Raw genomic sequence first — 22,233 nt, 5'->3', positions numbered from 1 at the left:
ATATAAGAGTTTTATTAACCTGCCGTCAGAGGTAAAGTTGAAGTTTGTAAAATCCTAATTTTCAGTAGTTTACAAAACTCGCGATGTTCGTTGCTAGAATGGATAGCAATAAGATGAAATTAGAGGTGGATGACATGGAGAAGTTTAGGGAGGAAGCCGTTTGCAAAATTTTAGTCACGAGCGATGTACATGGCTTCATTTATCCAACGGATTACCGCACGTCTGAGGAGCGGCCATTCGGTCTGGCCAAGCTGGCCACGCTCATTCGGCACGAACGCGAGCAAACGCCCGGCCTGCTGCTGGTCGATAATGGGGATATCATTCAGGGCACCCCGCTGTGCACCTTTTACGTCAAAAATGATCCGAATGGCGTCCATCCATCGATCGCAGCCTTGAATCTGCTGAAATATGATGCGGCGGTGCCGGGCAATCACGAATTTAATTACGGGCAGGAGCTGCTGCACAAAGTCATCAACGATTCCCGTTTTCCGTGGCTGTCGGCGGGGATCATGGATATAGGGACGGATGAGCCGGCGTTTGGCAAGCCGTATATTGTGAAGACCAGCCCGGAGGGGGTGAAAATCGCCATCTTAGGCGTCACAACCCACTACATCCCCCATTGGGAGCATCCCCGTCACATCGCGGGCTGGACGTTTCGGGACGCGCTGGAGACGGTGAAGAACTGGGTTCCCCGTATCCGTGAGGTGGAACAGCCGGACTTGCTCGTGGTCAGTTACCATGGTGGTTTTGAGCGAGATTTGGCGACAGGAGCGGCGACGGAACGGTTGACCGGTGAAAATCAAGGTTACGCGATGTGCCTCGAGGTACCAGGCATCGATGTGTTGATCACCGGTCATCAACATCGGATGATTGCAGGCGAGGTTGGCGGGGTGACGGTGATCCAGCCGGGGACGGGGGGACAAGCTTTAGGCAAAATCACCGTCTGCTTCCAGCGCCGGGCCGACGGCCGCTGGACCGTTCGCGAGAAGACAGCCGAGCTGCTCGTTCCCGATACCGCCGTGGCGGCCGATCGCGAGGTGCTGGAGCTTGTGCATCCGGTGGAATCGGCTACACAAGCTTGGCTGGACCAACCAATCGGCCGAGTGGACGGCGACATGACGATCGAGAGCCCGTTCACCTGCCGCTTGGCGGATCACCCCTTCATGGAGTTCGTTAATCAGGTGCAGATGGAGGCGGCCGGGGTGAACGTCTCCAATGCGGCGTTGTTAAGCGAACAATCCAAGGGTTTTGCCGGCGGGATTACGCTGCGGGATGTGCTGACGAACTTTATGTATCCGAACACGCTGACCGTCCTGCGCTTGACCGGGCGGGACATTCGAGAGGCGCTGGAACAGACAGCAAACTATTTTGTGCTGGGAGAAGATGGCGCGATCGCGGTCAATCCGGGTTATCTCGAACCTAAGGCGCAACATTACAATTACGATATGTGGGAAGGGATCGAATACGAGCTGGACGTCGCCAAACCCGTAGGGCAGCGGGTCGTGAGGTTGACCCGGAACGGGGCGCCGCTGCAAGACGAGACAGAGGTTGAGGTTGTCATGAACAATTACCGCGCCGGCGGAGGCGGCGATTATGACATGTACCGGGGCAAGCCGGTGGTAAGAGAAATCCAAACCGATATGGCGGAGCTGGTGGCGGAGTACATCGAGCGGCACGAGACCATTCAGGCCGCCTGTAATGGGAACTGGAGGATAGTGAACAGCTTGTCCCGGCTATAATTTTCCAGTGACTCGAATTATAATAGCTGTAAAAAGTCTCCCTAAGAGGGGGGCGTCGTCAGGAGAGGTGACGGGAATGGCGGTTTGGACCGAAGGGAGAACTCATCATCCGGGGTACCGTTTGGCAATGTCGTACCAGTCAGGGACCTATCCGCAAATCTTCACCGATCGTCCTCACAACGGAGATGGGTTCGGTCTGATCCTTGCGCTGGAAGGGGCCGGAACCTGGCAAGCTGGCGAATATGTATATCCGCTTTTGGCTCCGGCAATCTATTGCTTGAATCCCAAGGAGTCTGTTCAGTTTATGGCAGAAGCCGCGCAAGACGGGGGGAAGGGGTTGTGGTTCTATCCCGGGGCCCTAAATGAACGATTAGACGGCATGCTTTCGATCAAGGAAAAAGGAACTCGGAACCCTGAGCAGGGAATCGCATCGACGGATATTCAGGACATGTGGCTGCTGGAGTCTTTTCTTGGCGCAGCCAAATGGTCAACTATCTGATGTTCTACGGGAATGCGGATGGAGCGTAGGGACGGGGTCTGTTACAATAAGAAGATCCAGATAACCCCAAGGAGATGTCCCCATGCCCGCGTCTGCCATCCCGATTCTGCCTGCCGTCTTGCTGATCTTCCTGCTGATTGCGGCCGTGATGATTGTGTATCGGAGCTGGAGGAACGGGATCTCGCCGATGCCCGCTTCCGCCGTCGTCCGGCGGGCGGTCGTCCGGGAACTGATGCACCTGAAACGTACTGCCGCCCCTAAGGGGGCGGCTTCGCTCTTTCCTGCCCGCCCCGTCGTGGAAGCGGGGTCGGGCTGGGGGACGCTGGCTTTGGCCATCGCCGGGGCCGATCCTGGCCTGCCAATCGTCGGGATCGAGAACTCGATGATCCCCTGGTTGTATTCCCGTATCGCTTTGCGGATGGGAGATCATCCTCAGGTGCAGTTTTTGCGGGGAGACCTCTACAAGTTTCCTTACGAAACTGCGGGCATGGTTATCTGTTATCTATACCCTGAAGCGATGCGGCGACTTGATCCCTTGCTTCGGGCGCAGTTAACCCCGGGGGCCCGGGTGATCAGTGTGTGTTTTGCCCTGCCGGGTTGGCAGCCGGTGAAGGTCGTCACCTGCCAGGATCTGTACCGTACTAAAATTTACATCTACGAGAAAGACTAGGAAACAAATTGAACCTAATAGGGCAGGAGTGAACTTTTGTGAGCGATCAAATCAATGAACAGGAGCTTGTCCAGTTTATCGCCGACCGGTCGAAGTCGAGTCTGGACAGCATCCGGTTGGTGCTGAAGCATGAAGCGGATTTTATCAACCAAGCTCAACAGAATGCTGATGGCGAAGTAGAGATCGACGGGGACGATTTGGTGGACTATGTCCTGAGCCGAAGCGACGTGAAGCTCGATGAATTGACGGTGGAAACCATCCTCGATTTGGAGATGGATTATTTGACGGAGCACGGACTCGCCGGATACATCGATTAGTTAGCGGAAAATAAATATGGCCCAGGCCCCTAAATACTGGGGGCGCTGGGCTTTCCTTTTCTACACAAAACCTACGGGAACCCTTATGATTTAGTGAAAGCTGTAAGGAGGCGAAAATTATGCGTATTCGAAGCATCGGGACGAAAATCAATCTGATTGTGGTCGGCATTTTAGTGGTCGTGTCAGGGACAATTGGCTATGTAGCGGTTAAACAAATGGAGAGCGGCATTAAGACGTTCGCTACGGCTAAAGCGCGAAGCGACTTGGAACTGGTTAACCGCTATTTGGACAGCAAGTACCCCGGTGCTTGGCGCATCGAGGGAGACCAATTTTACAAAGGTGAAACTGTGATTAGCGGGAACTTTGAAATCGTGGACGAAATCGGGGAAATGACAGAAGACACGGTAACGATTTTCCAAGGGGATACTCGCGTAACGACCAATGTGATGGCGGAGGGAGAACGGGCTGTAGGTACGAAGGTGTCTGACAAGGTGGCCGACGTTGTCCTCAAGGGTGGCAGCAGCTACTACGGGGAAGCGGTGGTGGTTGGCCTAACGTATCAGGCGGCGTATCAACCGATCCGATCGGACGGCGGCGAGGTCATCGGCATCTTGTACGTGGGGGCATCGCAGCAATTAATGGAAACCATTCGCGGGACATTTATTCAGCGTTTTGCCGTAGTTTTTGCGGCAGCGCTTGTGATCTCCATCGCGTTGATCTTGGGATATATGCGTGGCATGAAAAAACGGCTCAGCCGGCTAGCCAAAGCGATGGAACAAGCCGGGGCCGGCGATTTTACGGCGACCCTCCGCGACGATTCGCGGGACGAAATCGGGTTGCTCAGCGCCAGCTACAATCAGATGGGGGCGAGTCTGCAGCAGCTGGTGCAGCAGGGGATGCTCGCTTCAGACAAGGTGACTGAGGCCGCCCGGAGGCTACAGACGGTCGCGGAGCAAACCAACGATGGCTCGGCGCGGATTGCGGCCTCGATTGAGCAAGTTGCCGCGGGGGCGGAGAGCCAGACGATGAGCACGGCGGAGAATGCCCGCGCTATGGAGGAGATCGCCATCGGCGTGCAAAACATCGCCGAGCATGCCTCCGAAGCCGCCGAGCTGGCTGGGCAGTCCAGGCAGCAGGCCGTTGCCGGCGGAGAGCAAGTTCGCAGGACGGTCGCACAGATGGAATCCATCGACCGTTCGGTACAGGCCAGCAGCTCGCTGGTCCGGCTGCTGAACGATAAATCGCAGGAAATCGCCTTGATGGTAGAGGCGATCCGCGGGATTTCCCAGCAGACGAATCTGCTCGCGCTTAATGCGTCGATCGAGGCGGCTCGTGCCGGCGAGGAGGGGCGCGGCTTCGCTGTCGTCGCCTCCGAGGTCCGTAAGCTGGCTGAACAGTCGGAGGCTTCGTCGGAACGGATCGCCGAGGTCATGACGCAGATCGATACGGACATCAAACAGTCGCTGGAAGCGATGGATCTGGTGATCGGGGAGGTCGAGTCGGGCCTTGCGTTAACGCAGCAGACGGACCGCAGCTTTGCGGACATCTCCGCTTCCAACGGCCAAATCGCCGACCAAATCGAGCAGCTCGCTGCGACGGCCCAGCAGATGTCCGCGGGGATTGAGGAAGTCACGGCTTCCGTCCACGTCATCGCGGATATCGCCCGAAGCTCGGGCGCCGCCGCGCAGGAAGTGAGCAGCGCTTCGGCGACCCAGCTGTCGGCCATCGCGGATATCAACGCCTCATGCGCTTCGCTATCGGCGGTATCGGACGAGCTGCAGCAGGTGTTGGGCAAGTTTCGAGTGAAGGGATAGACAGGCCGGTCTCGCTTGCCGATTCGCCGCTGCGCAGCCTGCTGAATATGAATATAGCTTGAGCAAAACCGGGTCTCCTCTTTGGAGCCCGGTTTTGGTGTCTATTGGCTGCTCCTCAGGTTTCCTAACGTATACCCGGTTTACACTTGGTGAACGGTGATCCCTCGCTCCTGAAACGGCTTGACGTCGAAATCCGTAGCCGCATTCCCCGTAATCAAGGTATGAATGGAACTATTAGGGGCGACGGTATGCAGGGAGAGCTTACCAATCTTCGTATGGTCGCAGACGACGACAATTTCACCGGCCGCCTTGATCATTCCCTGCTTGGCAGGTACCAACAGCGCCTCAGGATGCATCAGACCGTGCTGGGGATGCAACGCTGGCGTTCCGATAAATGCCTTCTCCACATGTAAGGACTGTAGTACATGATCCGTGAACATACCGTTGAGCATGTAACTTGACGGATACAACTCTCCTCCCGTGAGGATGACCTTAACCCCCGACGCATCCCGCAGCTCAACAGCTACGTTCATATCGTTCGTGATGACCGTGACATTGGAGCGATTGACGAGATGGGTCGCGATGTGCAAAGTGGTTGTCCCGGAATCAATGATGATGTTCTCTCCGTCTTCTACCAATGATGCTGCATGACGGCCGATGCGGATCTTCTCCTCCAGATGTTGATTTCTTCGTTCTTGAAAAGAGGGCTCATCGTGCGTCCATTGTTCCATAATGACGCCCCCGTGCGTTCTTCTCAGCGCGCCCTCCTGCTCGATCTCCGCCAAATCCCTGCGAATGGTCGCGCTATGCACGTTAAATTCCGCAGCCAGCATCGCCACCGTAGCGGTCCGGTACTGTCTGACATACTCCACAATACGTCGTTTTCTATCCGCAGCCAGCAAGCTCCATCTTCCTTCCTCAAGATCAAATGCACAAAAATGCGCAATTCTTCAAATAACTGATTTGATTTTCATGGGATACTCCCCTTGATTTTAACGAATAAATATTTTCTGCGTGTTAACAAACACGAGGGATTCCGGGGGAAGTAAGGCTATATTTTTCGACGATTTAGGGAATTTACTGGAGTTCTCTCGAGGTATTCCGTTACCGGCAGTTATCTTCTTTCCTATTAATAGAGGGCTTAATTCATCATTCTAGGAATCCGCCAAAGCCATCTAGATTATATTTACATCCCCTTGAATTTGGTCTTATACTCCCCAAACGAATGATCCTTACAATCGAGATAAGCTCAAGTGAGCAAAAAGAAGCGAAAATTGCGCATTATCTGCTCACTTCTATACATATCAACAATTTGGATAAGGGGGATGGCACTTGGCATCCATACAATTTGTGAACGTAAGCAAAGCTTTTGAGAAAAATGCAGTCATCCAGAATCTCAATTTGACGATGGAGGATGGAGCGTTTACCGTGCTCGTTGGCCCGTCCGGCTGCGGAAAAACCACGCTGCTGCGCATGATCGCAGGGCTGGGCCCGCAAACCTCCGGACAGGTGCTGATCGACGGCAAGGACGTTTCTCGCATACCACCAGGCCAGCGCGGCGTGGCGATGGTATTTCAAAACTATGCGATTTACCCCACGATGTCGGTGCGGGAAAATATTGAGTTTGGTCTGAGAAACAACAAGATTCCCAAGGCGGAACGGGTACAACTCGTGGAGAGCATTAGCGAAACCGTTGGCCTGCTAGACTATTTGGACCGAAAGCCATCCGCTCTGTCCGGCGGACAGCGACAGCGCGTCGCCTTGGCCCGGGCGATGGTCAAGAAGCCGTCCGTTTTTCTCATGGACGAACCGTTGTCCAATCTCGATGCCAAGCTGCGGGTGCAAATGCGCATTGAACTGATCGAACTACATAAGAAGCTGGGCACGACCTTCGTGTACGTAACGCACGACCAAGTGGAAGCCATGTCGATGGCCGATACGATCGTGCTGATGAATCAGGGGGAGATCCAGCAGGAGGCGCCGCCGCATGAGATCTACCATCAGCCGAGCAATTTGTTTACGGCTCAGTTTATCGGCGTGCCGTCCATGAACATCGGCGATCTTGGCGTGGACGGCGTGAAATTCGGATTCCGGCCCGAGAACGCCAGTTTGTCGGCAGCAACGGCAACACGGGAACATTCGGGGCCAGCGCCGCACTATTCCCTTCAAGGGACCATCGTCACCCGCGAGATGCTTGGAGCCGAAACGATCTACCAAGTTAGATCGAAAGACTTGTCCTTTATGGTGAAATCCCCGGAAGACGCATATCACGTCGATCAAGAGGTTGTACTTGGCGTTGAGGCCTCCAAGCTGCATTTCTTTGGATTCGATGAGATTCGTATCCCCGCTAATGATCCAGGCATTGCTGGTTATTTGGAGGCGCTGAAGGGGAAAAGCCATGGGTAAACGACCATTGTGGGAGCGGCTCCGGCCTTATGTATTGATAGCGCCCGCTATGGCGGGCATCGGTTTGTTTGTTATTTACCCTGTCCTGTATCTCATCTATCTGGGTTTCTACAAATATAACCTGATGAACAAAGCCAAAAGCAAGTTTGTCGGCTGGGATAACTTTCAGCAAATTTTAACGCGGGGCGATTTTTACAAAGCATTAGGGAATACCGCCATTTACACCGCCGGCGTCGTCATACTGACGGTGGGGCTATCCCTGATCATCGCGGTATGGCTGAACAAAAAAAGCCGCATCAACTCCCTGGTGCAGGCCGGGATTTTCACGCCGCATATCGTTTCTATCGTCTCCATATCGCTGGTTTGGCTGTGGTTGATGGACCCCGAACAGGGGCTGCTCAATTTTATGTTGGAATCCTTTGGATTGCCCGCCTCCGATTGGCTGCAAAGCTCCAAGACGGCGCTCTTATCCGTCATTATCGTTTCGGTATGGCAAAATATCGGCTACTACACGCTCATTATTGTAGCAGCGCTGCAGAGCGTACCTCCCAGCATATACGAAGCGGCTGCGCTCGATAACGCGAGCAGATTCAAGGTGTTTACCAAGATTACGCTGCCCATGATTTCGCCGCAGTTATTTTTCATCCTGGTCATTATGACAATTGGGTCCTTCAAGGTGTTTGATACGGTCAAAATCATGACCGGAGGCGGCCCCAACAATGCGACAAATACGTTGGTTTATTATATCTACGGATTCCGGACGACCAACATCGGTTATTCGGCAGCGACCGGGACGATTCTGATGGCGATCATCGGCGTGCTGACTCTGATCTATTTCAGACTGCTGGCTAAGAAGGTTCATTATCAATGAGGAAAGGGAGCCCGCTTGTGAAAATATTTGATTGGAGAAGCCTGGCCTCGGTGTTGGGCGTATTGTTGAAAGCAGCAGTCGTCATGGTATTTATTTTTCCGTTCCTGTGGATGATCTCTACCTCGCTGCAGACGTTACGGGAGACGCTGGCCTTTCCGCCAACCTGGATCCCAGCCGTCCCGCAGTGGAACAACTTTGTAGAAGCAATGAGCGCGGGGCCGTTCTTGATGTATGCGAGAAACTCGGTCGTTATTACGGTGTCCATCATCGTGCTGCAGTTTGCGGTGATGATTCCAGCCGCGTATGCCTTTGCGAAATACCGTTTTCGGGGGAAAAGCGTTCTGTTTGGTTTCGTCCTCCTCGCGTTCATGATTCCAGGACAAATCACCTTTATCCCGGTATATCTGTTGATGGCGGACTTCGGGCTGATCCATTCGTTATGGCCGCAGATCATCCCGTTTATGTCCAATGCGTTCGGGATTTTCTTACTGCGCCAATATTTCATGCAGATTCCGGAAGAGATTATTGAAGCGGCTAGATTGGATAATGCCGGGGCAATCAAAGTGATTTGGAGAATCATGCTTCCCATGGCGGGGCCAGCACTGGCGACCATTGCCTTGTTCAGCTTCGTCAGTCATTGGAACGAGTATTTCTGGCCGCTCGTCATGACGAACTCTGAGGCGATCCGGCCGCTAACGCTGGGAATCGCCATGCTGCGGGAGACGGAGGGAATCAGCAACTGGCATATTATCATGGCCGGTAACGTTGTGCTGGTTGTTCCTATTCTACTCGTTTACGCATTCTGTTCACGTCACATCGTCAAAGCATTCGTATACTCAGGGATTAAATAGGCCAAACGGTCGCAGTCCCTTTCAAATACAACAACAATTTATTCATTGGAGGGAAACGAAAAGATGAAAAGTAAAGGGGAATTCATTGTGATCTTAACTCTGTTATTGGGGATCCTAGCCGGCTGCGGAGGGGGGAACTCCACCGCTAATTCAGGAAACTCGCAGAGCGGAACTGCCGTGGATCCGGCAACGACGGGAACGGAAACGGCAGCCGCAAACGCCGGCGGTAAAACGACCGTACAATTCTGGCATTCGCTGGGGGGTAAAAACGGGGAGTACATGGATGCATTGATCCAGCGTTTCAACGAATCTCATAACGACATTGAAGTCGTAGGGACCTATCAAGGGGGCTATGACGAGACCGTAACTAAACTGCAGCAAGCGGTCGCTTCCAACACCGCGCCGGATGTGAGCATGCTGGAACGCGCGTATGTGCTCATGTTCGCTGACTCGGACGTGTTGGAGGATCTGACGCCATTTATGGAGAAGTCGGGGCTGAGTGCGGACGACTTTACTTCAGGGCTGATGGGCCATTCCTATTTCAACGACAAGCTGGTTTCGCTGCCTTTGAACCGCTCGACCCCCATTTTGCACATCAACAAATCCATGCTGGATGAGCTCGGGTTGGCGGTTCCAACGACCTGGGATGAGTTAAAAACCGTGGCAAACGCACTGGTCGTTAAAGAGGGGAAAGAAGTGAAGCGTTACGGGTTGTCGATGCCTTACGATACCTGGTATCCGATCGCTATGATTTCTCAGTCCGGGGGGAAGTTTTTTAACGATGAAAAAACCTCACCCGGGTTCATCGATAACGGTATCGGCAAGGAAGTATTTAGCTACCTGAAGGATCTGCAAAGCACGGGAGCGTTGTATTATCCGCCGGCGCAGGATTCCGGGAACATCGTCAACAGCATGTTCGTGGAAGGCAAGATCGGCATGATGTTTCAATCCACGGGTTCGATCGGGGGGTTGAGCAGCTCTGTGGACTTTGATTATGTTACGGCATTCCTGCCGAAAAACGATGTTTACGCGAATCCTACCGGAGGCGCAAACGTTGCTTTGATGGCCGGTTCTTCGAACAAAGAGGCCGCTTGGGAATTTATTCGCTGGATGGAAACCGATCCGCAGGGCGGGCTGCAATTTATTTTGCAATCGGGCTACCTCCCCTTCACGAAGAAAATGGTGGAATCGCCGGAAATTCAGGATTTGTGGGCAAAGGAACCCAACCGGAAAGTGGCGTACGACCAGTTGCAATATGCCATCGACACCAACAATGATGTTGCATGGCCTGAAGTGATGCACGAGTTCTTTTCGACTATCGAAGCAGTCATGTATGACAGTCAGGACATCCAGGCTGCACTGGATGCGTTCAACAAAGAGACAGAACGGATTTTGGCGGAGTAAGGGAGGGAGAAGCGACAATGATCGAGCGATTAAACCAGGATGCGTCACTGATGATCGCGGGACACCGTGGATATAAATCCGCTTACCCGGAAAACACGCTGCTGGCATTCCGCGAAGCCTTGGATTTGGGAGTCGATATGATGGAATTCGATCTTCGCCTGTCCAAGGACGGGGAGATCATGGTGATTCATGATGCTACAGTTGACCGGACGACAAACGGGTCCGGTGCGGTCGGTGATTATACTTGTGAGGAGTTAAAGCGGCTGGATGCCGGAGGCTGGTTTGGCCGAGAGTTTGCCGGGCTGCAAATTCCGACGCTCGCGGAGCTGGTCGCGCTGCTGGCGGATTATCCCGATGTACTGCTTAATGTCGAGATCAAGCCAGCGGCAAACGCGAAACAAGCAGCGGACCTGACGATCGCCTTGTTGGATGAATCGGGCTTCCTGCCGCGCGCGGTGTTCACCTGTTTTGACGCTGAAGTATTAACGTATATTCACGATTCGTACGGTTTGAAAACGCAAGGGTTTCCTGCGGAATTGATGTCGGGGTTCGTGTATGGGGAGGGCGGAACTTACTCCAAGATGTGGGCGTTAGGGCTCGAAATGAAGCTCCTCACACCGGAGCGCGTTCAGGAGTTCCGTGAGCTTGGTTTACTCGTTTGGAGCTACTGTCCGGACGAACCGGAACAGGTGCGGTACAGCGTTGAATGTGGCGTTACCGGCATGACCTGCAATAATCCGCTACCCGCGTTGCATCTCCACCGGGGCATGCAGATACTGACGTCAGAGATAGGAGACAGGTCCCGATGGTAGAGATGATCGAGGGACTCGTTATTGACTTGGACGGTACAGTGTACCGAGGGAACGAGGCCATCGAAGGTGCCATTGAGACGATTAGCAGGTTAAAGGCCGCGGGAACGAAGGTAGTATTTCTCAGTAACCGCGGGAATATATCCCGGAAAATGTGCCGGGAGAAGCTGAGCAGCATGGGATTGGACGTGAGCGAGGAGGAGATCCTCCTCGCGTCCACAATTGCTGCACGATATTTGCGGGCCCATGGCGAGGGACGCAAGGTTTGGGTGCTGGGTGAGCAGGGATTGATTGACGAGCTGTGCATAGCGGGCGTACCTCTGGCCGAACGGCCCGAAGACGCAGGTTGGCTGCTAATTACGTTGCATGAACGGCTAACGTATCAGGACTTGAATCTGTCTTTTCGTGCGGTGCGGCACGGGGCACGGATCATCGCTACCAATAGCGACCGGATGTTTCCCGGAGAGGGGGGCGACTGTATTGACGTGGCCGGGATGATTGGGGCGATCGTGCATGCGACGGCTCAAGATGTAGAAATTGTGGTTGGCAAACCTTATTCTTTAATGGCGGAAGCCGCGCTTGAAACGTTGGGGTTGCCGCCAGAACGCTGCCTGGTGATCGGCGACAGTCTGGAGTCGGATATCCGGCTTGGGCATGCGGCCGGAATGAGGACTGCCTTGGTCCTTACGGGTTCAACCGATCTTAGGGATGTGAGATTAAGTCCGATTCAGCCGAAGTATATCTGGAATTCGATCCGCGATGTGAGTTCTGTGTTAGGGATTGAACGTTCCGAAAATGAATTAAGGGAAGAGAAGGGAAGCCACATATGACCGATATTTTGCATCGCATCAGGGAACTCGCGGCTGGACTGGGGGAGCCTTACCGTCAGGCAATTGACCTGGACGAAATCCGGGTTGAGACGGGGGCGCTTCAGCTGGCAGCCGACTATGTCACGAAAAAAAACTACCGCAATGTGATTGTTGCGGTGGATCAAAATACGTATGAAGCGGTTGGAAAGCAATTGGTAATGCTTATGGAAACGGAGAAGGAACGCGGATCTAAGGAAATGGACGTTTATACCACGATGATCCAGCCTGATGCGGAAGGTGACGTTATCGCCGATGAGGCCTCGTTGATCGAACTGATATTGGATGTTCAGCGGTGGGAGGCGAATGTCATCATAGCCTGCGGGGGAGGCACGCTGCATGACATCTGCCGATACGCCGCTTACACCACGGGTATTCCATTCGTATCCGTTCCGACGGCACCCTCTGTCGACGGGTTTAACTCCAAGGGAGCTCCGATCCTTCTGCGGGGGGAGAAAAAAACGATCCCGGCCATCGGTCCGAAGGCGATTTTCGCCGATCTCGATATCCTTGTGCAAGCTCCGCCGGAGCTGGTGGCGGCTGGGTTCGGCGACATGTTGGGCAAATACACCTCCTTGTTTGATTGGAGGTTTGGCTCGTGGACTGCTGATGAACCTTATCTGGAGCTGGCAGCGGAGATTACCCGAAAGGCATTGGATAAATGCGTCGCCTCGGTAGATGACATCGCAGCGCGAAGTGAGGAAGGGATTTGCCTCTTGATGACCTCGTTGATCGAATCCGGTCTGGCGATGCTGCTGTTCGGGCAGTCTCATCCGGCTTCCGGCGCGGAGCATCATTTATCGCATTATTGGGAGATGGAGTATCTGCGTTTAGGTCGCCGCCAACTGCTGCACGGAGCGAAAGTAGGAGTGGCCAGTATGGAGATCGCGGGCCTTTACCACCGGCTTGCCAATGAGGGCTTTGGGGCGCAGGGGATGCATCCTACTGCTGCGGTTCCGCCGCAAGTCACTGCCTGCTGGGAGCAGATCTGCCAGGAGATTCAACTGATCCCGGATCCGCACCAGCTTGGCGAATTGTTGGCTGCCGTTGGCGGCCCCAATACCGTGGAGCAGCTTGGTGTAGAACCGGGTCTGCTGGAACGCAGCTTGCGGGAGGCGCATCGGGTACGCCCGGGTCGGCACACGCTGCTGCGCGCATACAACGAGATCAACGAAACGTTTGCGGAGGAATCACCCGGCATCGTATAGGGCGCCTATACGAGCGCCTTCTCCGCCCCAAATTGCCGGATCAGCGCCGAGCGGGTCATGACCAGCTTCAGCGGAATCAGCTTGTCCGTATGGCCATCGATTCGTTTGCGGCTGCTTGGATGGAAGACGGTTAGCAGTAACCGCAGATAAGAGGTGGTCAACGTACGGAAGGCGCCTTGTTCGACACGATGCGTTTCGAAGCCTAGTCCGTGCGTGATGCCTCGATGGAGCAAAGTAATCCCCTGCAGCGCCTTCACTTGGCTGAGCTGCGGGTTTCTTTGCATTTCGGCGCATATTTGGCGCATCGCGCTTCTGGCGAGGCGGGCAGTCATCAGGGCGACACGGTTCGCCTCGTTCGATTGCAGCATGGCGAGGATTTGGCGATTGTCCAAATGGAGCTCACCAATCCAATCGCCGTCTTGAATCCATGTGCCATCCTCGCATTGCATGCTTTTTCCGCGATATTTGGTGACGAACATTTTGCAGATGCCGAACTCTCCCGCGTAGTTGGAACGCAGTCGGCTGAACAGCTCGAACACTCGCTCCCAGCCCATCCAAACTCCTTGGATGACTTGCTTGATTATCGTTCCACCTTGCATCGTTATCCCCAGCTTTCTTAATAGATTGTGATTGTGAAGCGCTTACATCGGAATATCCGGCAGTGTGCCGCTCTCCCCCAAGTTTCCCGGTAGAAATGTTGCAAAAGGTGCAACATTCTAGGGCAGTATGAACGAGGGATGGAGAGAATGTTGTTTTTTCTGCAACATTCTTGAGGTTTAGAGCGAAATGGGTTCTTAAATGCTGCAGGAAATACAACATTTCCGCGTTTTCGCTCCGAGAGGGTGTAAAATGCTGCACAAAATGCAACATTTCTCTGTGTGAGGTCCGAGGACGGAGGTCAGAATTGGCACCAACCCGAATCGTGACAGTCCGCCCCAGCTCTATGTGCCTTGGCCTTACGCCAGCCCGGCGCTCAAGACTACGAGGAGAGCTGTCGCGGCTCCAACCAGGCCGCCGGCCAGAACGTCGGAGGGATAATGGACTCCGAGATAAATCCGTGACAGGCCTACGATGAAAGCGAGCGGGAGCAGCACTTGCGCAAGCCCGGGGCTAGCGAACAGAAACGGGATAAACGTAGAGAAGGCGGCTGTCGTATGCCCGGATGGGAACGAATAGTCCTTGAGCGGATGGATTGAGATCCTCGCGTTCTGCAGGGCTTCGTAGGGTCGGGTGCGCTGGAACCGCTTCTTGATCAGGACCGCCAGTAGATGGCTGAGGGTCAGAGCGATCAGGCTTCGCCAGCCCGCCTGCTGCCAGGAACCCGTAGCGAAGACGACCACGGAGATGGTTAGCGCGATTGTAAACGCGGCGCTTCCTAAATGGGTGACCCCCTTCAGAATCCGATCCAGCCACGGATGACTCAGCGAATGATTGCACCACAGAAACAGCCGGTTGTCATATTCGCGCAGCCGAAGATAATAGCGATGTCTCATTCCAACTCCTCCACTCCCTCAATAATGATGGGCTTCCCTCGGCCCCTCGCCCTTCATCCAGGGCAACTTTTATCACCGTGATCGAACCAATAAGCGCTTCCCTTGTTACCCATGTTGCCGCTGCTGCGCGGGCGGATGCTGACGTACCGGACGGATCCAGTAAAATATCATGATGCCGAACAACAGCATGGCGCTAATCCCCACTGTAACCGTTACGTCGAAGCTCTCCGCCATCCAGCCGCCCAGAATCGGGCCCAGGATGACTCCGATGCCTTCGATGCCGGAGAGGACTCCCCAGCCGGTCGCCTTCTGTTCCTCGGGAACAAAATGGGACAGGATCGCGTTCCATGCCGGCAGTACGGCGGCATATGCCGCACCGAGACAGACGGCAAGCAGCATCGTGCTGAACATCTGCTTCGAATAGATTAACAGTCCGAGGCAGGCGGCCAAGACACCGAATCCGGCGATCAACAGCCACTTATGCCCCCATTTGTCGGCGAGCCGGCCCATCGGGATGAGCAGCAATACGGTCATACAGCCTCCGGCCATCAACACGATGGAATATCCGGAATAATCCAGCGCTAAGTATTCAGATGCAAAGCTCGGCAGAACGGGCACCAGCAGGCCGGCGGCTAACGTCTGTACGATCATGCCGGGTACGAGCGGCTTCATCTGAGTCAGCTTGCTCCCGATTTGCCGCATTTGCTGCTTAAATGGAACCGTGTCTCCCAGTAATCGGCGGGAGGAGAAATCCATCCGTTTTAAGGCGGCTAGCAGCCACCCGGCCGCCCAACATCCGGCCAACAGCCAGAACGATAAGGCATAACTGCGATCGATTAGGAAATTGACGGCGACCGGGCCGAGACCGAGCGATACCAGCCAAATGGTGTAGATGGATCCCATCTGTGAACCGCGGCTGTCCTCTCGAATTTCGGATAGGCAGAGTAACCAGACGGGCGATACCCCGATTCCGATCAGACCGGCTCCGAGAACGATCGCCCAGGGTGCGCTGACGCTATAGGAGACGAATAAGCCAAGCAGTCCCAGCAGCAGGAAGATATTCAGGATCAGCCGGGCCGGGAAGCGGTCCAACACATAACCTGCAAGCACTTTAATCAGCGTGTCGGCTAAATAGTGGACTGAGATGGCGACGCCAACGGCTGCTAAGGTAATCTGGCGTTCTTTGGCATAAGCGGGCAGGAACGAGATGAGAAAGGCGCTGCGGGCGATTTCCGTCATAAACAAAATGGCAGCGCAGTGCAGAAATGCAGGAGTCAGGTGATTTCCTGAAATCCAGCGGACAGAACGTTTCATATGGGCAGGGCTCCTTGCTTCGTATTCGTGTGCCGCGACCGTGCGGCAGGGAAAGGATCAATGGCTATCCGCCAACGCCGGCAGACGCCCCGCCAGACGAAGCACATCCCGGACGATCGTCTCCGTAGCACATCCTGCAGCCAGTTCGTCATACTGCTGGAGCATCCGGGTTCTGCGGACTTCAGAATCGAGCAGATCATGCACTTGCTCCGTTAAAGCCCGCGGCGAAGAAGCTACTACTGCCGCGCCTTTGCGCTCGAGGTATTTGGCGTTTTCCCGCTCCTGTCCGGAGAACGGTTTGTAGACCACGATGGGCGTGCGGATTTGGATCGCTTCCGATAATGTGATGCCTCCGGCCTTCGTCACGATGCAGGAGGCTTGTCGCATACGGTCGTGGATCGCTTCGACGTAACCGAAAAGACGCAATCGTTCGTGACCGGCAAATCGCCGCTCCAAGCGACGCCGCAGCTTATCGTTGCCTCCGCATACGATGTCCACTTGAACCTCGGGCAGTGCCAGCAGCTTCGCGGTGATGAGCTGGATGTCCGGTAAAGGAATATGTGCACCCATCATGACCAGAACTGAACGGGAACCGCCTGCGGAGCGAGGAACTTGCGGACTCCTAGAGAGTGTTGGCTCATAAAACGGCTCCCGAACCGGGATACCGCTGACCACGATCGATTCCGCGGGCACGCCGCGTTCGATCATCTCCCGCTTCAAATCCGCAGTCGCCACGTAGTAACGGTCTGGCCGTGTGAACAACCAGCGGTTGTGCAGGCTGAAATCGGTCACCACCGTGAAGACCGGTACCCGAATGCCGTGTTTTCGCAGCTGATCCGTGACGCCGCCAAATGGAAAGGTGCTGATGATGGCGTCGGGCCGTTGTTTTTGGAGCAGGTTGACCAGCTTCTTCATGCCCAGCTGATTTCCCCATTTGGCCAAAGAGCTCGTCTGCTGGAGGTCCCGGGTCGCGTAGTAGCTCCACCCGTAGTAATCCAGGCCATACGCCGAGAACCACGGGCTGTACAAATAAAGCTGCCGAGAGACGGAATTCATTCCCGGGTGGGCTTCGCGATACAGGTCGATGACACTGACCGTGCGAACGCCCGAAAGGGTGAGGGATTGCTTCAGCGTCCGCGCCACCTGGATATGGCCGTTGCCGTATCCGGCGGTGAGGATGACGATGTGCATGTTTTGCTTCATGGCTAGCTGCCGCCTTTCCACCGAAATAGAAACGCACGGTTGGTTCCGTCGATTCATTCCGAGTTCCAGTATATAGGAAGCCTGGAAGAATCAAACCGGCCGCGCGGCGTGATTTGGTTCCGACCTTGGTCCAGTTTGTAGGCCGGACTCCTCCGTTGATTTAGCTTTTTGTCCATAAATGACAAAGGGAACGTATCTTCACTTTAGGGCACTAATGTTAACGTTCGTTTAAAAAGGGAGGCAATCTGTGTAAAACGGCGTATCAGAAGTGGGGGTGGTGCGATTCGTTTTTTTTACCTGTGGCAATGGGGAGGACGGATTAGGTATAATTAGAAAATGATTTGAGTTCGTTTAGAAAGAGGATACGCATGAATAAACAATCCATTTATGGTTTAACGAAGGATCAGCTGGCCGCTTGGCTGCTGGACCATGGACATAAACGAGGCCGGGCCGAACGGGTCTGGGACGGCTTGTATCGCAAACGGGTGACCGATTATGAAATGATGGAAGGCGTTCATCCGGAATGCCTTACCCTGCTTGAAGACCAATATGCCATCGAAACCTTGGAGGAGCATACTCGCCAGGAGTCGGTCGACGGCACGATCAAGTTCTTGTTCCGGCTGCAGGATGGCAACCTGATTGAAACGGTGCTCATGCGTCATAAATTCGGCCTGTCGGTTTGCGTGACGACGCAGGTCGGCTGCAATATCGGCTGCAGCTTCTGCGCTAGCGGATTGATGAAGAAGAGCCGGGACCTGACGAGCGGAGAAATTGTGGAGCAGGTTATGAAGGTGCAACTGCACCTGGATCGGCTGGGCAAGGGCGAGCGGGTAACCCATATCGTGGTGATGGGGATCGGGGAACCTTTTGATAATTACGAGAATATGGCCGACTTCCTGCGGGTCATTCAAGACCCCAAAGGACTTGCGATTGGCCCGCGACACATTACTGTATCGACCAGCGGGCTGGCGGACAAAATTATCGAATTTGCCGATTCGGATCTGCAAGTGAATTTAGCCGTCTCCCTGCACGCCCCGAACAACGAGCTGCGCTCGCGGATCATGAAGATTAACAAAGCGATCCCGCTGGAGAAGCTAATGGCTGCGATCGACTACTACCTGGAGCAAACGAACCGGCGGCTGACGATCGAGTATATTCTGCTGAAGGGTGTTAACGACGGGACTGAACATGCGCAGGAACTAGCCGATCTGCTGGGCGACCGGTTTGTGAACGTCAACCTGATTCCGTATAACCCAGTGGACGAACATAGTCAGTATCAACGGAGCGAGCAGGATTCCGTGCTGGCCTTTTACGATGTGTTGAAAAAACGCGGCCTCAGCGTCAGTGTTCGATTGGAGCATGGAGCCGATATCGATGCGGCCTGCGGACAGCTTCGAAGCAAGCTGTTGAAGCGGCCGAGCTGAGCGAACTTTAGGGTGGAAGTTTTGAAATGAAAGGACTTGGAGCAATGCTCCAAGTCCTTTTCTTTTCGGGAGAAATGGCGCTGCGGCAAACACCGCTTCCCTAGAGATGTTTTGCGATAACATTCTCCAGGAAGGCAGCCACCGCCTGCGGTCCGCGTTGAAGCTCCTCCTTCGACAGTGGGACCCGCAAGAACCGTTCGTCCATCTCCATCGCCTCAGCGAATAAGCCGCTTAAGCCGCGGGCACGGCGATCGATCTGGAGCACCAGCTCCAATGACTCGCCCCGCGGAAAGAACAGGATCTCCAGCTCGTCGAGATACCCGCGGAACTTCGTACCCGGCACATATTCGAATTCCTGCACGAAGGGCAGGGCACCGCCAAGTCTCGGCGCATAGTCGTTTGTCACTTCACGCAAACGGAAGCCAAGCATATCGACGGCATCCAACACGGTTTGCATTTTCGCATCCGGCAAGACATGGATCAGGTCCTCGTCCTTGGGATCCACGGCCAGATCGATGTCCAGACCGCTTTCCACCCAAATGGGCACATTATGCAGCGTCACGGGCATTTGATCCGGTAGCCGGAATCGGAACGGGAACTGCTTGCGTTCACCGGCTCGCAACTGGAAGCCTTCGGTGACGAGGTATTGGGCAATCGTGCCCGTTGCTCTAATTTTGCGGTCGTTTGATTCGCGTAAATAGTGCGTCTTCAGCTTTACATAAATGTTGCCGATCGCTTGGTCGGTCTGCCCGCCTTCCACTTCAATGGTACCGCTGATTTCGCCGCCCAGCCGGACTTCAATCGTATCCAGCTCCGTATTGACCTGCGCCGAGCCAATCCCAACACTGGCCAGCATCTTCTTGAAAAAGGACATCACTCCACCCTTCCTTCACCATGTATTCGTAATGAATGACTGATTTATCAAGCCAAGGATTTATACGGAAATTATATACGTCCATGGGGTGGTTTCGGTTTCGTTTATGCTAACATATGACGTATAATCGGATCACTGATAACAAGGAGGAGTCCTGATGCTTCTGGAGGTCATAGCAACCTGTGTGGAGGACGCCATCGTTGCGGAGGCGAACGGGGCGGATCGGCTGGAGCTGATCACGGCGGTAACGGAAGGCGGATTAACCCCTGGCATTGGGATGGTCCAACAAGTGGTAAAGGCCGTGGACATTCCTGTCCACGTCATGGTGCGTCCCCATAGCCGGTCTTTTGTGTATGGGGAAGCCGACGTACTTACCATGGAGGCGGAAGTCCGGGCCATTGCGGATGCAGGGGCAGCGGGTATTGTGTTCGGCTCACTAACCGACGAGCGCACGATCGATGAGGCTGCGTTGGAACGGATCTTGTCGCTAGCGGGCGGGCTAAACGTGACGTTCCACCGAGCGTTTGACGAATTGGCGGACCTGCCCGCCGGACTGCGTACGCTGATGCGATACCCGCAGGTGAACCGGGTACTGACCTCGGGCGGAACGCGGCCAGCCCCGCAGGCGGTTCCCGCTATCCGGGAGCTGATGGCGATCGCTCATGGCAGCTCGCCGCGCATTTTAGCCGGCTACGGATTGACCCTGGAGACCATTTCACAGTTCGTCGCTGATACGGGCGTCACCGAAGTGCATTTCGGCTCCGCCGTGAGGCAAGGGGGGAACGGACTAGCTCCCCTAGATCCATCCAGGTTGTTGAGCTTGTCCCGTTTGCTGCACGACAGCAATCAACAGAAAACTCCATAATATACCATATATTTACTGGATATCAAACCTTCTCCAGAGATAAAATGTCATTATATCCCATGGCGAGGAGAGTTATCCAGAACTTATGTCGACTTATATGGTGAGAAAACAGACATTTCACTTACGGCTTCTATTCCTGTTCTTAAGTACCTTTCTGTTGCTTGAAACGGTTCGTGTTCCTGCCCCGGTATCGGCGGCGAGCGCGAACGCACCGTCCGCAGTCTGTGGCCCGGGCTGCAATCGATACGATGTCGTTGTGATCGGCAGCGAAATCGAAGGGGTGTTATTGGCGAAGGAAGCGCATGCTGCGGGTTTGAGCGTGCTGATTCTTGATCCGCGCGAGAAGCCGGGCGGGGAGTTGATCCAAGGGCAGATGCTGGTCTTGGACGAGCCTAATGACAACCGCAAGCGCAGCCTGGTCCAAGGCGAGTTGAAGCCCCTGTATGATGGATACAAGGCCGGGAACATCCGCAAGCTGTCTGCTTTTGAAAGCTATTATCGCAAGCTGATTCGCGGGATTCCCCTGCGCAGCGGCATTACCATCGATGGGGTGGAGATCGAAGACGCCGACGGGCAAGGGAAAGTGCAAGGGAAAACGCTGAAATCCGTAACTTACCTGGCTAAAGACGGCAAGCTGTATCAGGTTCAGGCGGGGTATTTTGTGGAAAATACCGATTTTAACGCACTAACCGTTCATCTTGGCAATAAACGCATCCCGGGCATGGAAAGCTTGTATAACGGCAAGAAGCCGGATTATATGGCGGCTACCTATATGCTGCGGTTTAAAGGTGTGAACTGGAACAAGCTACATCAAGCGGTATTAGAAGATTATCCGTTAACAAACGTCGTCAAGAAATACGGCGCCAACACTTATGTGGATTGGGATTTCGCCACCGGCTTCAGCAACCTGACCTACAATTACAAGCCGCGGGATTCCAGGCTGATGCTCCGGGGTTTAAACGCGACCTATCAAAAAGATGGCGAAGTGATCATCAACAGCTTGCTGGTGTACGATGTGGATCCGGCCGATCCGAAATCCGTTCGTTCCGCCGTCGCAAGGGCGAAAGCCGAAGCGCCATATATCGCCAAATACTTACGCAAACATATCCCCGGCTTCGGCAAAGCCGAGTTGAACGGGTATCCCGATTATCTGTATATCCGCGACTATAATCGTTATGAAACGGACTATGTGGTGAATTATAAGGATGTGATGTCGGGCCGGATGTTCTGGGACAACGTGACGATTGGGGGGTATGCTGTCGATTTGCAGGCCACCCGCGTCGTGAAGAAGGGCGTTGGCTACGGCAAGCCGGACCGGTATGGCATCCCGCTCCGTTCCTTCGAATTGAAGTCGTACGACAACGTGCTGGTGGCCGGCAAGAATGTTGGCGCAGAGATCAAAGCCTACGGAAGCGCCCGCATCATTCCCACCACCGCGCTGGCCGGGGAAACGATGGGCATCCTGCTTGCACGAGAATGGAAGCAGGGCCACAAGCGCTTAAGCGAGTTGACCCCGGGTGATTTTCGGAGAATTCATCAGTATTTGAAGAAGGATTACGGCATTCGAATCGACCAATGACGGGAGCTATTGGAGGACGAATTTCGG

Annotated in this window: 21 protein-coding genes; 15 read left to right on the top strand and 6 right to left on the bottom strand. The window is 54.4% G+C overall.

Going from position 1 to position 22,233, the window contains the following annotated elements; all coding sequences use genetic code 11:
- The first annotated feature begins 134 nt into the window (after nt 1-134).
- The 5 genes from M0651_RS04620 to M0651_RS04600 all read left to right on the top strand — a co-directional run bounded on the left by M0651_RS04620 (nt 135) and on the right by M0651_RS04600 (nt 5,039).
- The gene (locus tag M0651_RS04620; protein WP_248550678.1) at nt 135-1,739 is read left to right on the top strand and encodes a bifunctional metallophosphatase/5'-nucleotidase; all 1,605 of its coding nucleotides are present in this window, start codon (nt 135-137) and stop codon (nt 1,737-1,739) included.
- Between the two features lie 76 nt (nt 1,740-1,815).
- A complete protein-coding gene (locus tag M0651_RS04615) occupies nt 1,816-2,238 on the top strand; it encodes an AraC family ligand binding domain-containing protein (protein ID WP_248550677.1) in 423 nt (140 codons plus the stop codon).
- Between the two features lie 82 nt (nt 2,239-2,320).
- Nucleotides 2,321-2,908, top strand: coding sequence for a class I SAM-dependent methyltransferase (locus M0651_RS04610; protein WP_248550676.1), 588 nt, complete (start codon nt 2,321-2,323; stop codon nt 2,906-2,908).
- 38 nt (nt 2,909-2,946) lie between these two features.
- Nucleotides 2,947-3,225: a hypothetical protein gene (locus M0651_RS04605; protein WP_248550675.1), complete on the top strand. Its 279-nt coding sequence runs from the start codon at nt 2,947-2,949 to the stop codon at nt 3,223-3,225.
- 119 nt (nt 3,226-3,344) lie between these two features.
- Nucleotides 3,345-5,039, top strand: a complete 1,695-nt coding sequence (locus M0651_RS04600) for a methyl-accepting chemotaxis protein (protein ID WP_248550674.1) — start codon at nt 3,345-3,347, stop codon at nt 5,037-5,039.
- A gap of 140 nt (nt 5,040-5,179) precedes the next feature.
- Here the strand turns inward: M0651_RS04600 and M0651_RS04595 are convergent, their stop codons facing one another.
- Nucleotides 5,180-5,941 (bottom strand): DeoR/GlpR family DNA-binding transcription regulator, encoded by a 762-nt coding sequence (locus M0651_RS04595; protein WP_248550673.1) that lies wholly within the window; start codon nt 5,939-5,941, stop codon nt 5,180-5,182.
- A 430-nt stretch (nt 5,942-6,371) separates the two neighbouring features.
- Between M0651_RS04595 and M0651_RS04590 the strand changes: the two genes are divergently transcribed.
- From M0651_RS04590 to M0651_RS04560, 7 genes are all read left to right on the top strand, one after another.
- Nucleotides 6,372-7,445: an ABC transporter ATP-binding protein gene (locus tag M0651_RS04590; protein WP_248550672.1), complete on the top strand. Its 1,074-nt coding sequence runs from the start codon at nt 6,372-6,374 to the stop codon at nt 7,443-7,445.
- Nucleotides 7,438-8,316, top strand: a complete 879-nt coding sequence (locus tag M0651_RS04585; protein WP_248550671.1) for a carbohydrate ABC transporter permease — start codon at nt 7,438-7,440, stop codon at nt 8,314-8,316. The genes M0651_RS04590 and M0651_RS04585 overlap by 8 nt, the downstream gene beginning before the upstream one ends.
- Nucleotides 8,317-8,399: 83 nt before the next feature.
- Nucleotides 8,400-9,167 carry a carbohydrate ABC transporter permease gene (locus tag M0651_RS04580; protein WP_372490888.1) on the top strand — a complete coding sequence of 256 codons (768 nt, stop codon included), beginning with the start codon at nt 8,400-8,402 and terminating at the stop codon, nt 9,165-9,167.
- 63 nt (nt 9,168-9,230) lie between these two features.
- Complete coding sequence (locus M0651_RS04575) at nt 9,231-10,571, top strand: ABC transporter substrate-binding protein (protein WP_248550669.1); 1,341 nt, start codon at nt 9,231-9,233, stop codon at nt 10,569-10,571.
- A gap of 17 nt (nt 10,572-10,588) precedes the next feature.
- A complete protein-coding gene (locus M0651_RS04570; RefSeq protein WP_248550668.1) occupies nt 10,589-11,383 on the top strand; it encodes a glycerophosphodiester phosphodiesterase family protein in 795 nt (264 codons plus the stop codon).
- Nucleotides 11,377-12,210, top strand: coding sequence for an HAD-IIA family hydrolase (locus M0651_RS04565; protein WP_248550667.1), 834 nt, complete (start codon nt 11,377-11,379; stop codon nt 12,208-12,210). The genes M0651_RS04570 and M0651_RS04565 overlap by 7 nt, the downstream gene beginning before the upstream one ends.
- Nucleotides 12,207-13,454: a sn-glycerol-1-phosphate dehydrogenase gene (locus tag M0651_RS04560; RefSeq protein WP_248550666.1), complete on the top strand. Its 1,248-nt coding sequence runs from the start codon at nt 12,207-12,209 to the stop codon at nt 13,452-13,454. The genes M0651_RS04565 and M0651_RS04560 overlap by 4 nt, the downstream gene beginning before the upstream one ends.
- Before the next feature lie 5 nt (nt 13,455-13,459).
- Here M0651_RS04560 and M0651_RS04555 read toward each other — a convergent pair whose 3' ends face one another.
- The 4 genes from M0651_RS04555 to M0651_RS04540 form a co-directional block, all read right to left on the bottom strand.
- Nucleotides 13,460-14,053, bottom strand: coding sequence for a YkoP family protein (locus tag M0651_RS04555; protein ID WP_372490880.1), 594 nt, complete (start codon nt 14,051-14,053; stop codon nt 13,460-13,462).
- Between the two features lie 357 nt (nt 14,054-14,410).
- Nucleotides 14,411-14,947, bottom strand: a complete 537-nt coding sequence (locus M0651_RS04550; protein ID WP_248550664.1) for a phosphatase PAP2 family protein — start codon at nt 14,945-14,947, stop codon at nt 14,411-14,413.
- 105 nt (nt 14,948-15,052) lie between these two features.
- The gene (locus tag M0651_RS04545; RefSeq protein ID WP_248550663.1) at nt 15,053-16,261 is read right to left on the bottom strand and encodes an MFS transporter; all 1,209 of its coding nucleotides are present in this window, start codon (nt 16,259-16,261) and stop codon (nt 15,053-15,055) included.
- A gap of 57 nt (nt 16,262-16,318) precedes the next feature.
- Complete coding sequence (locus M0651_RS04540) at nt 16,319-17,464, bottom strand: MGDG synthase family glycosyltransferase (RefSeq protein ID WP_248550662.1); 1,146 nt, start codon at nt 17,462-17,464, stop codon at nt 16,319-16,321.
- A gap of 368 nt (nt 17,465-17,832) precedes the next feature.
- Here M0651_RS04540 and rlmN point away from each other — a divergent pair, with 368 nt between their 5' ends.
- Nucleotides 17,833-18,888: a dual-specificity RNA methyltransferase RlmN gene (gene rlmN / locus M0651_RS04535; RefSeq protein WP_248550661.1), complete on the top strand. Its 1,056-nt coding sequence runs from the start codon at nt 17,833-17,835 to the stop codon at nt 18,886-18,888.
- Between the two features lie 100 nt (nt 18,889-18,988).
- Here rlmN and M0651_RS04530 read toward each other — a convergent pair whose 3' ends face one another.
- Nucleotides 18,989-19,762 carry a sporulation protein gene (locus M0651_RS04530; protein ID WP_248550660.1) on the bottom strand — a complete coding sequence of 258 codons (774 nt, stop codon included), beginning with the start codon at nt 19,760-19,762 and terminating at the stop codon, nt 18,989-18,991.
- 157 nt (nt 19,763-19,919) lie between these two features.
- On the opposite strand from M0651_RS04530, the gene M0651_RS04525 reads away from it, so the two are divergent.
- Together M0651_RS04525 and M0651_RS04520 are read left to right on the top strand one after the other, a co-directional pair.
- On the top strand, nt 19,920-20,627 hold the full coding sequence (locus tag M0651_RS04525; RefSeq protein WP_248550659.1) for a copper homeostasis protein CutC: 708 nt from the start codon (nt 19,920-19,922) through the stop codon (nt 20,625-20,627).
- An 85-nt stretch (nt 20,628-20,712) separates the two neighbouring features.
- Nucleotides 20,713-22,206: an FAD-dependent oxidoreductase gene (locus M0651_RS04520; RefSeq protein WP_248550658.1), complete on the top strand. Its 1,494-nt coding sequence runs from the start codon at nt 20,713-20,715 to the stop codon at nt 22,204-22,206.
- Nucleotides 22,207-22,233: the final 27 nt, after the last annotated feature.

Origin of the sequence: Paenibacillus mellifer (assembly GCF_023195895.1) — a bacterium.
Classification (GTDB): Bacteria; Bacillota; Bacilli; order Paenibacillales; family Paenibacillaceae; genus Fontibacillus; species Fontibacillus mellifer.
This window is presented reverse-complemented; position numbering and strand designations above follow the sequence as displayed.

Excerpts from the sequence above, each read along its gene's own strand:
- M0651_RS04530 (WP_248550660.1), bottom strand. The coding sequence starts at position 19,762 with ATGTCCTTTTTCAAGAAGATGCTGGCCAGTGTTGGGATTGGCTCGGCG.
- M0651_RS04545 (WP_248550663.1), bottom strand. The coding sequence starts at position 16,261 with ATGAAACGTTCTGTCCGCTGGATTTCAGGAAATCACCTGACTCCTGCA.
- M0651_RS04600 (WP_248550674.1), top strand. The coding sequence starts at position 3,345 with ATGCGTATTCGAAGCATCGGGACGAAAATCAATCTGATTGTGGTCGGC.
- M0651_RS04620 (WP_248550678.1), top strand. The coding sequence starts at position 135 with ATGGAGAAGTTTAGGGAGGAAGCCGTTTGCAAAATTTTAGTCACGAGC.
- M0651_RS04555 (WP_372490880.1), bottom strand. The coding sequence starts at position 14,053 with ATGCAAGGTGGAACGATAATCAAGCAAGTCATCCAAGGAGTTTGGATG.
- M0651_RS04560 (WP_248550666.1), top strand. The coding sequence starts at position 12,207 with ATGACCGATATTTTGCATCGCATCAGGGAACTCGCGGCTGGACTGGGG.
- M0651_RS04525 (WP_248550659.1), top strand. The coding sequence starts at position 19,920 with ATGCTTCTGGAGGTCATAGCAACCTGTGTGGAGGACGCCATCGTTGCG.
- M0651_RS04580 (WP_372490888.1), top strand. The coding sequence starts at position 8,400 with ATGGTATTTATTTTTCCGTTCCTGTGGATGATCTCTACCTCGCTGCAG.
- M0651_RS04570 (WP_248550668.1), top strand. The coding sequence starts at position 10,589 with ATGATCGAGCGATTAAACCAGGATGCGTCACTGATGATCGCGGGACAC.
- M0651_RS04550 (WP_248550664.1), bottom strand. The coding sequence starts at position 14,947 with ATGAGACATCGCTATTATCTTCGGCTGCGCGAATATGACAACCGGCTG.
- M0651_RS04575 (WP_248550669.1), top strand. The coding sequence starts at position 9,231 with ATGAAAAGTAAAGGGGAATTCATTGTGATCTTAACTCTGTTATTGGGG.
- M0651_RS04585 (WP_248550671.1), top strand. The coding sequence starts at position 7,438 with ATGGGTAAACGACCATTGTGGGAGCGGCTCCGGCCTTATGTATTGATA.
- M0651_RS04520 (WP_248550658.1), top strand. The coding sequence starts at position 20,713 with ATGTCGACTTATATGGTGAGAAAACAGACATTTCACTTACGGCTTCTA.
- M0651_RS04615 (WP_248550677.1), top strand. The coding sequence starts at position 1,816 with ATGGCGGTTTGGACCGAAGGGAGAACTCATCATCCGGGGTACCGTTTG.
- M0651_RS04540 (WP_248550662.1), bottom strand. The coding sequence starts at position 17,464 with ATGAAGCAAAACATGCACATCGTCATCCTCACCGCCGGATACGGCAAC.
- rlmN (WP_248550661.1), top strand. The coding sequence starts at position 17,833 with ATGAATAAACAATCCATTTATGGTTTAACGAAGGATCAGCTGGCCGCT.
- M0651_RS04610 (WP_248550676.1), top strand. The coding sequence starts at position 2,321 with ATGCCCGCGTCTGCCATCCCGATTCTGCCTGCCGTCTTGCTGATCTTC.
- M0651_RS04565 (WP_248550667.1), top strand. The coding sequence starts at position 11,377 with ATGGTAGAGATGATCGAGGGACTCGTTATTGACTTGGACGGTACAGTG.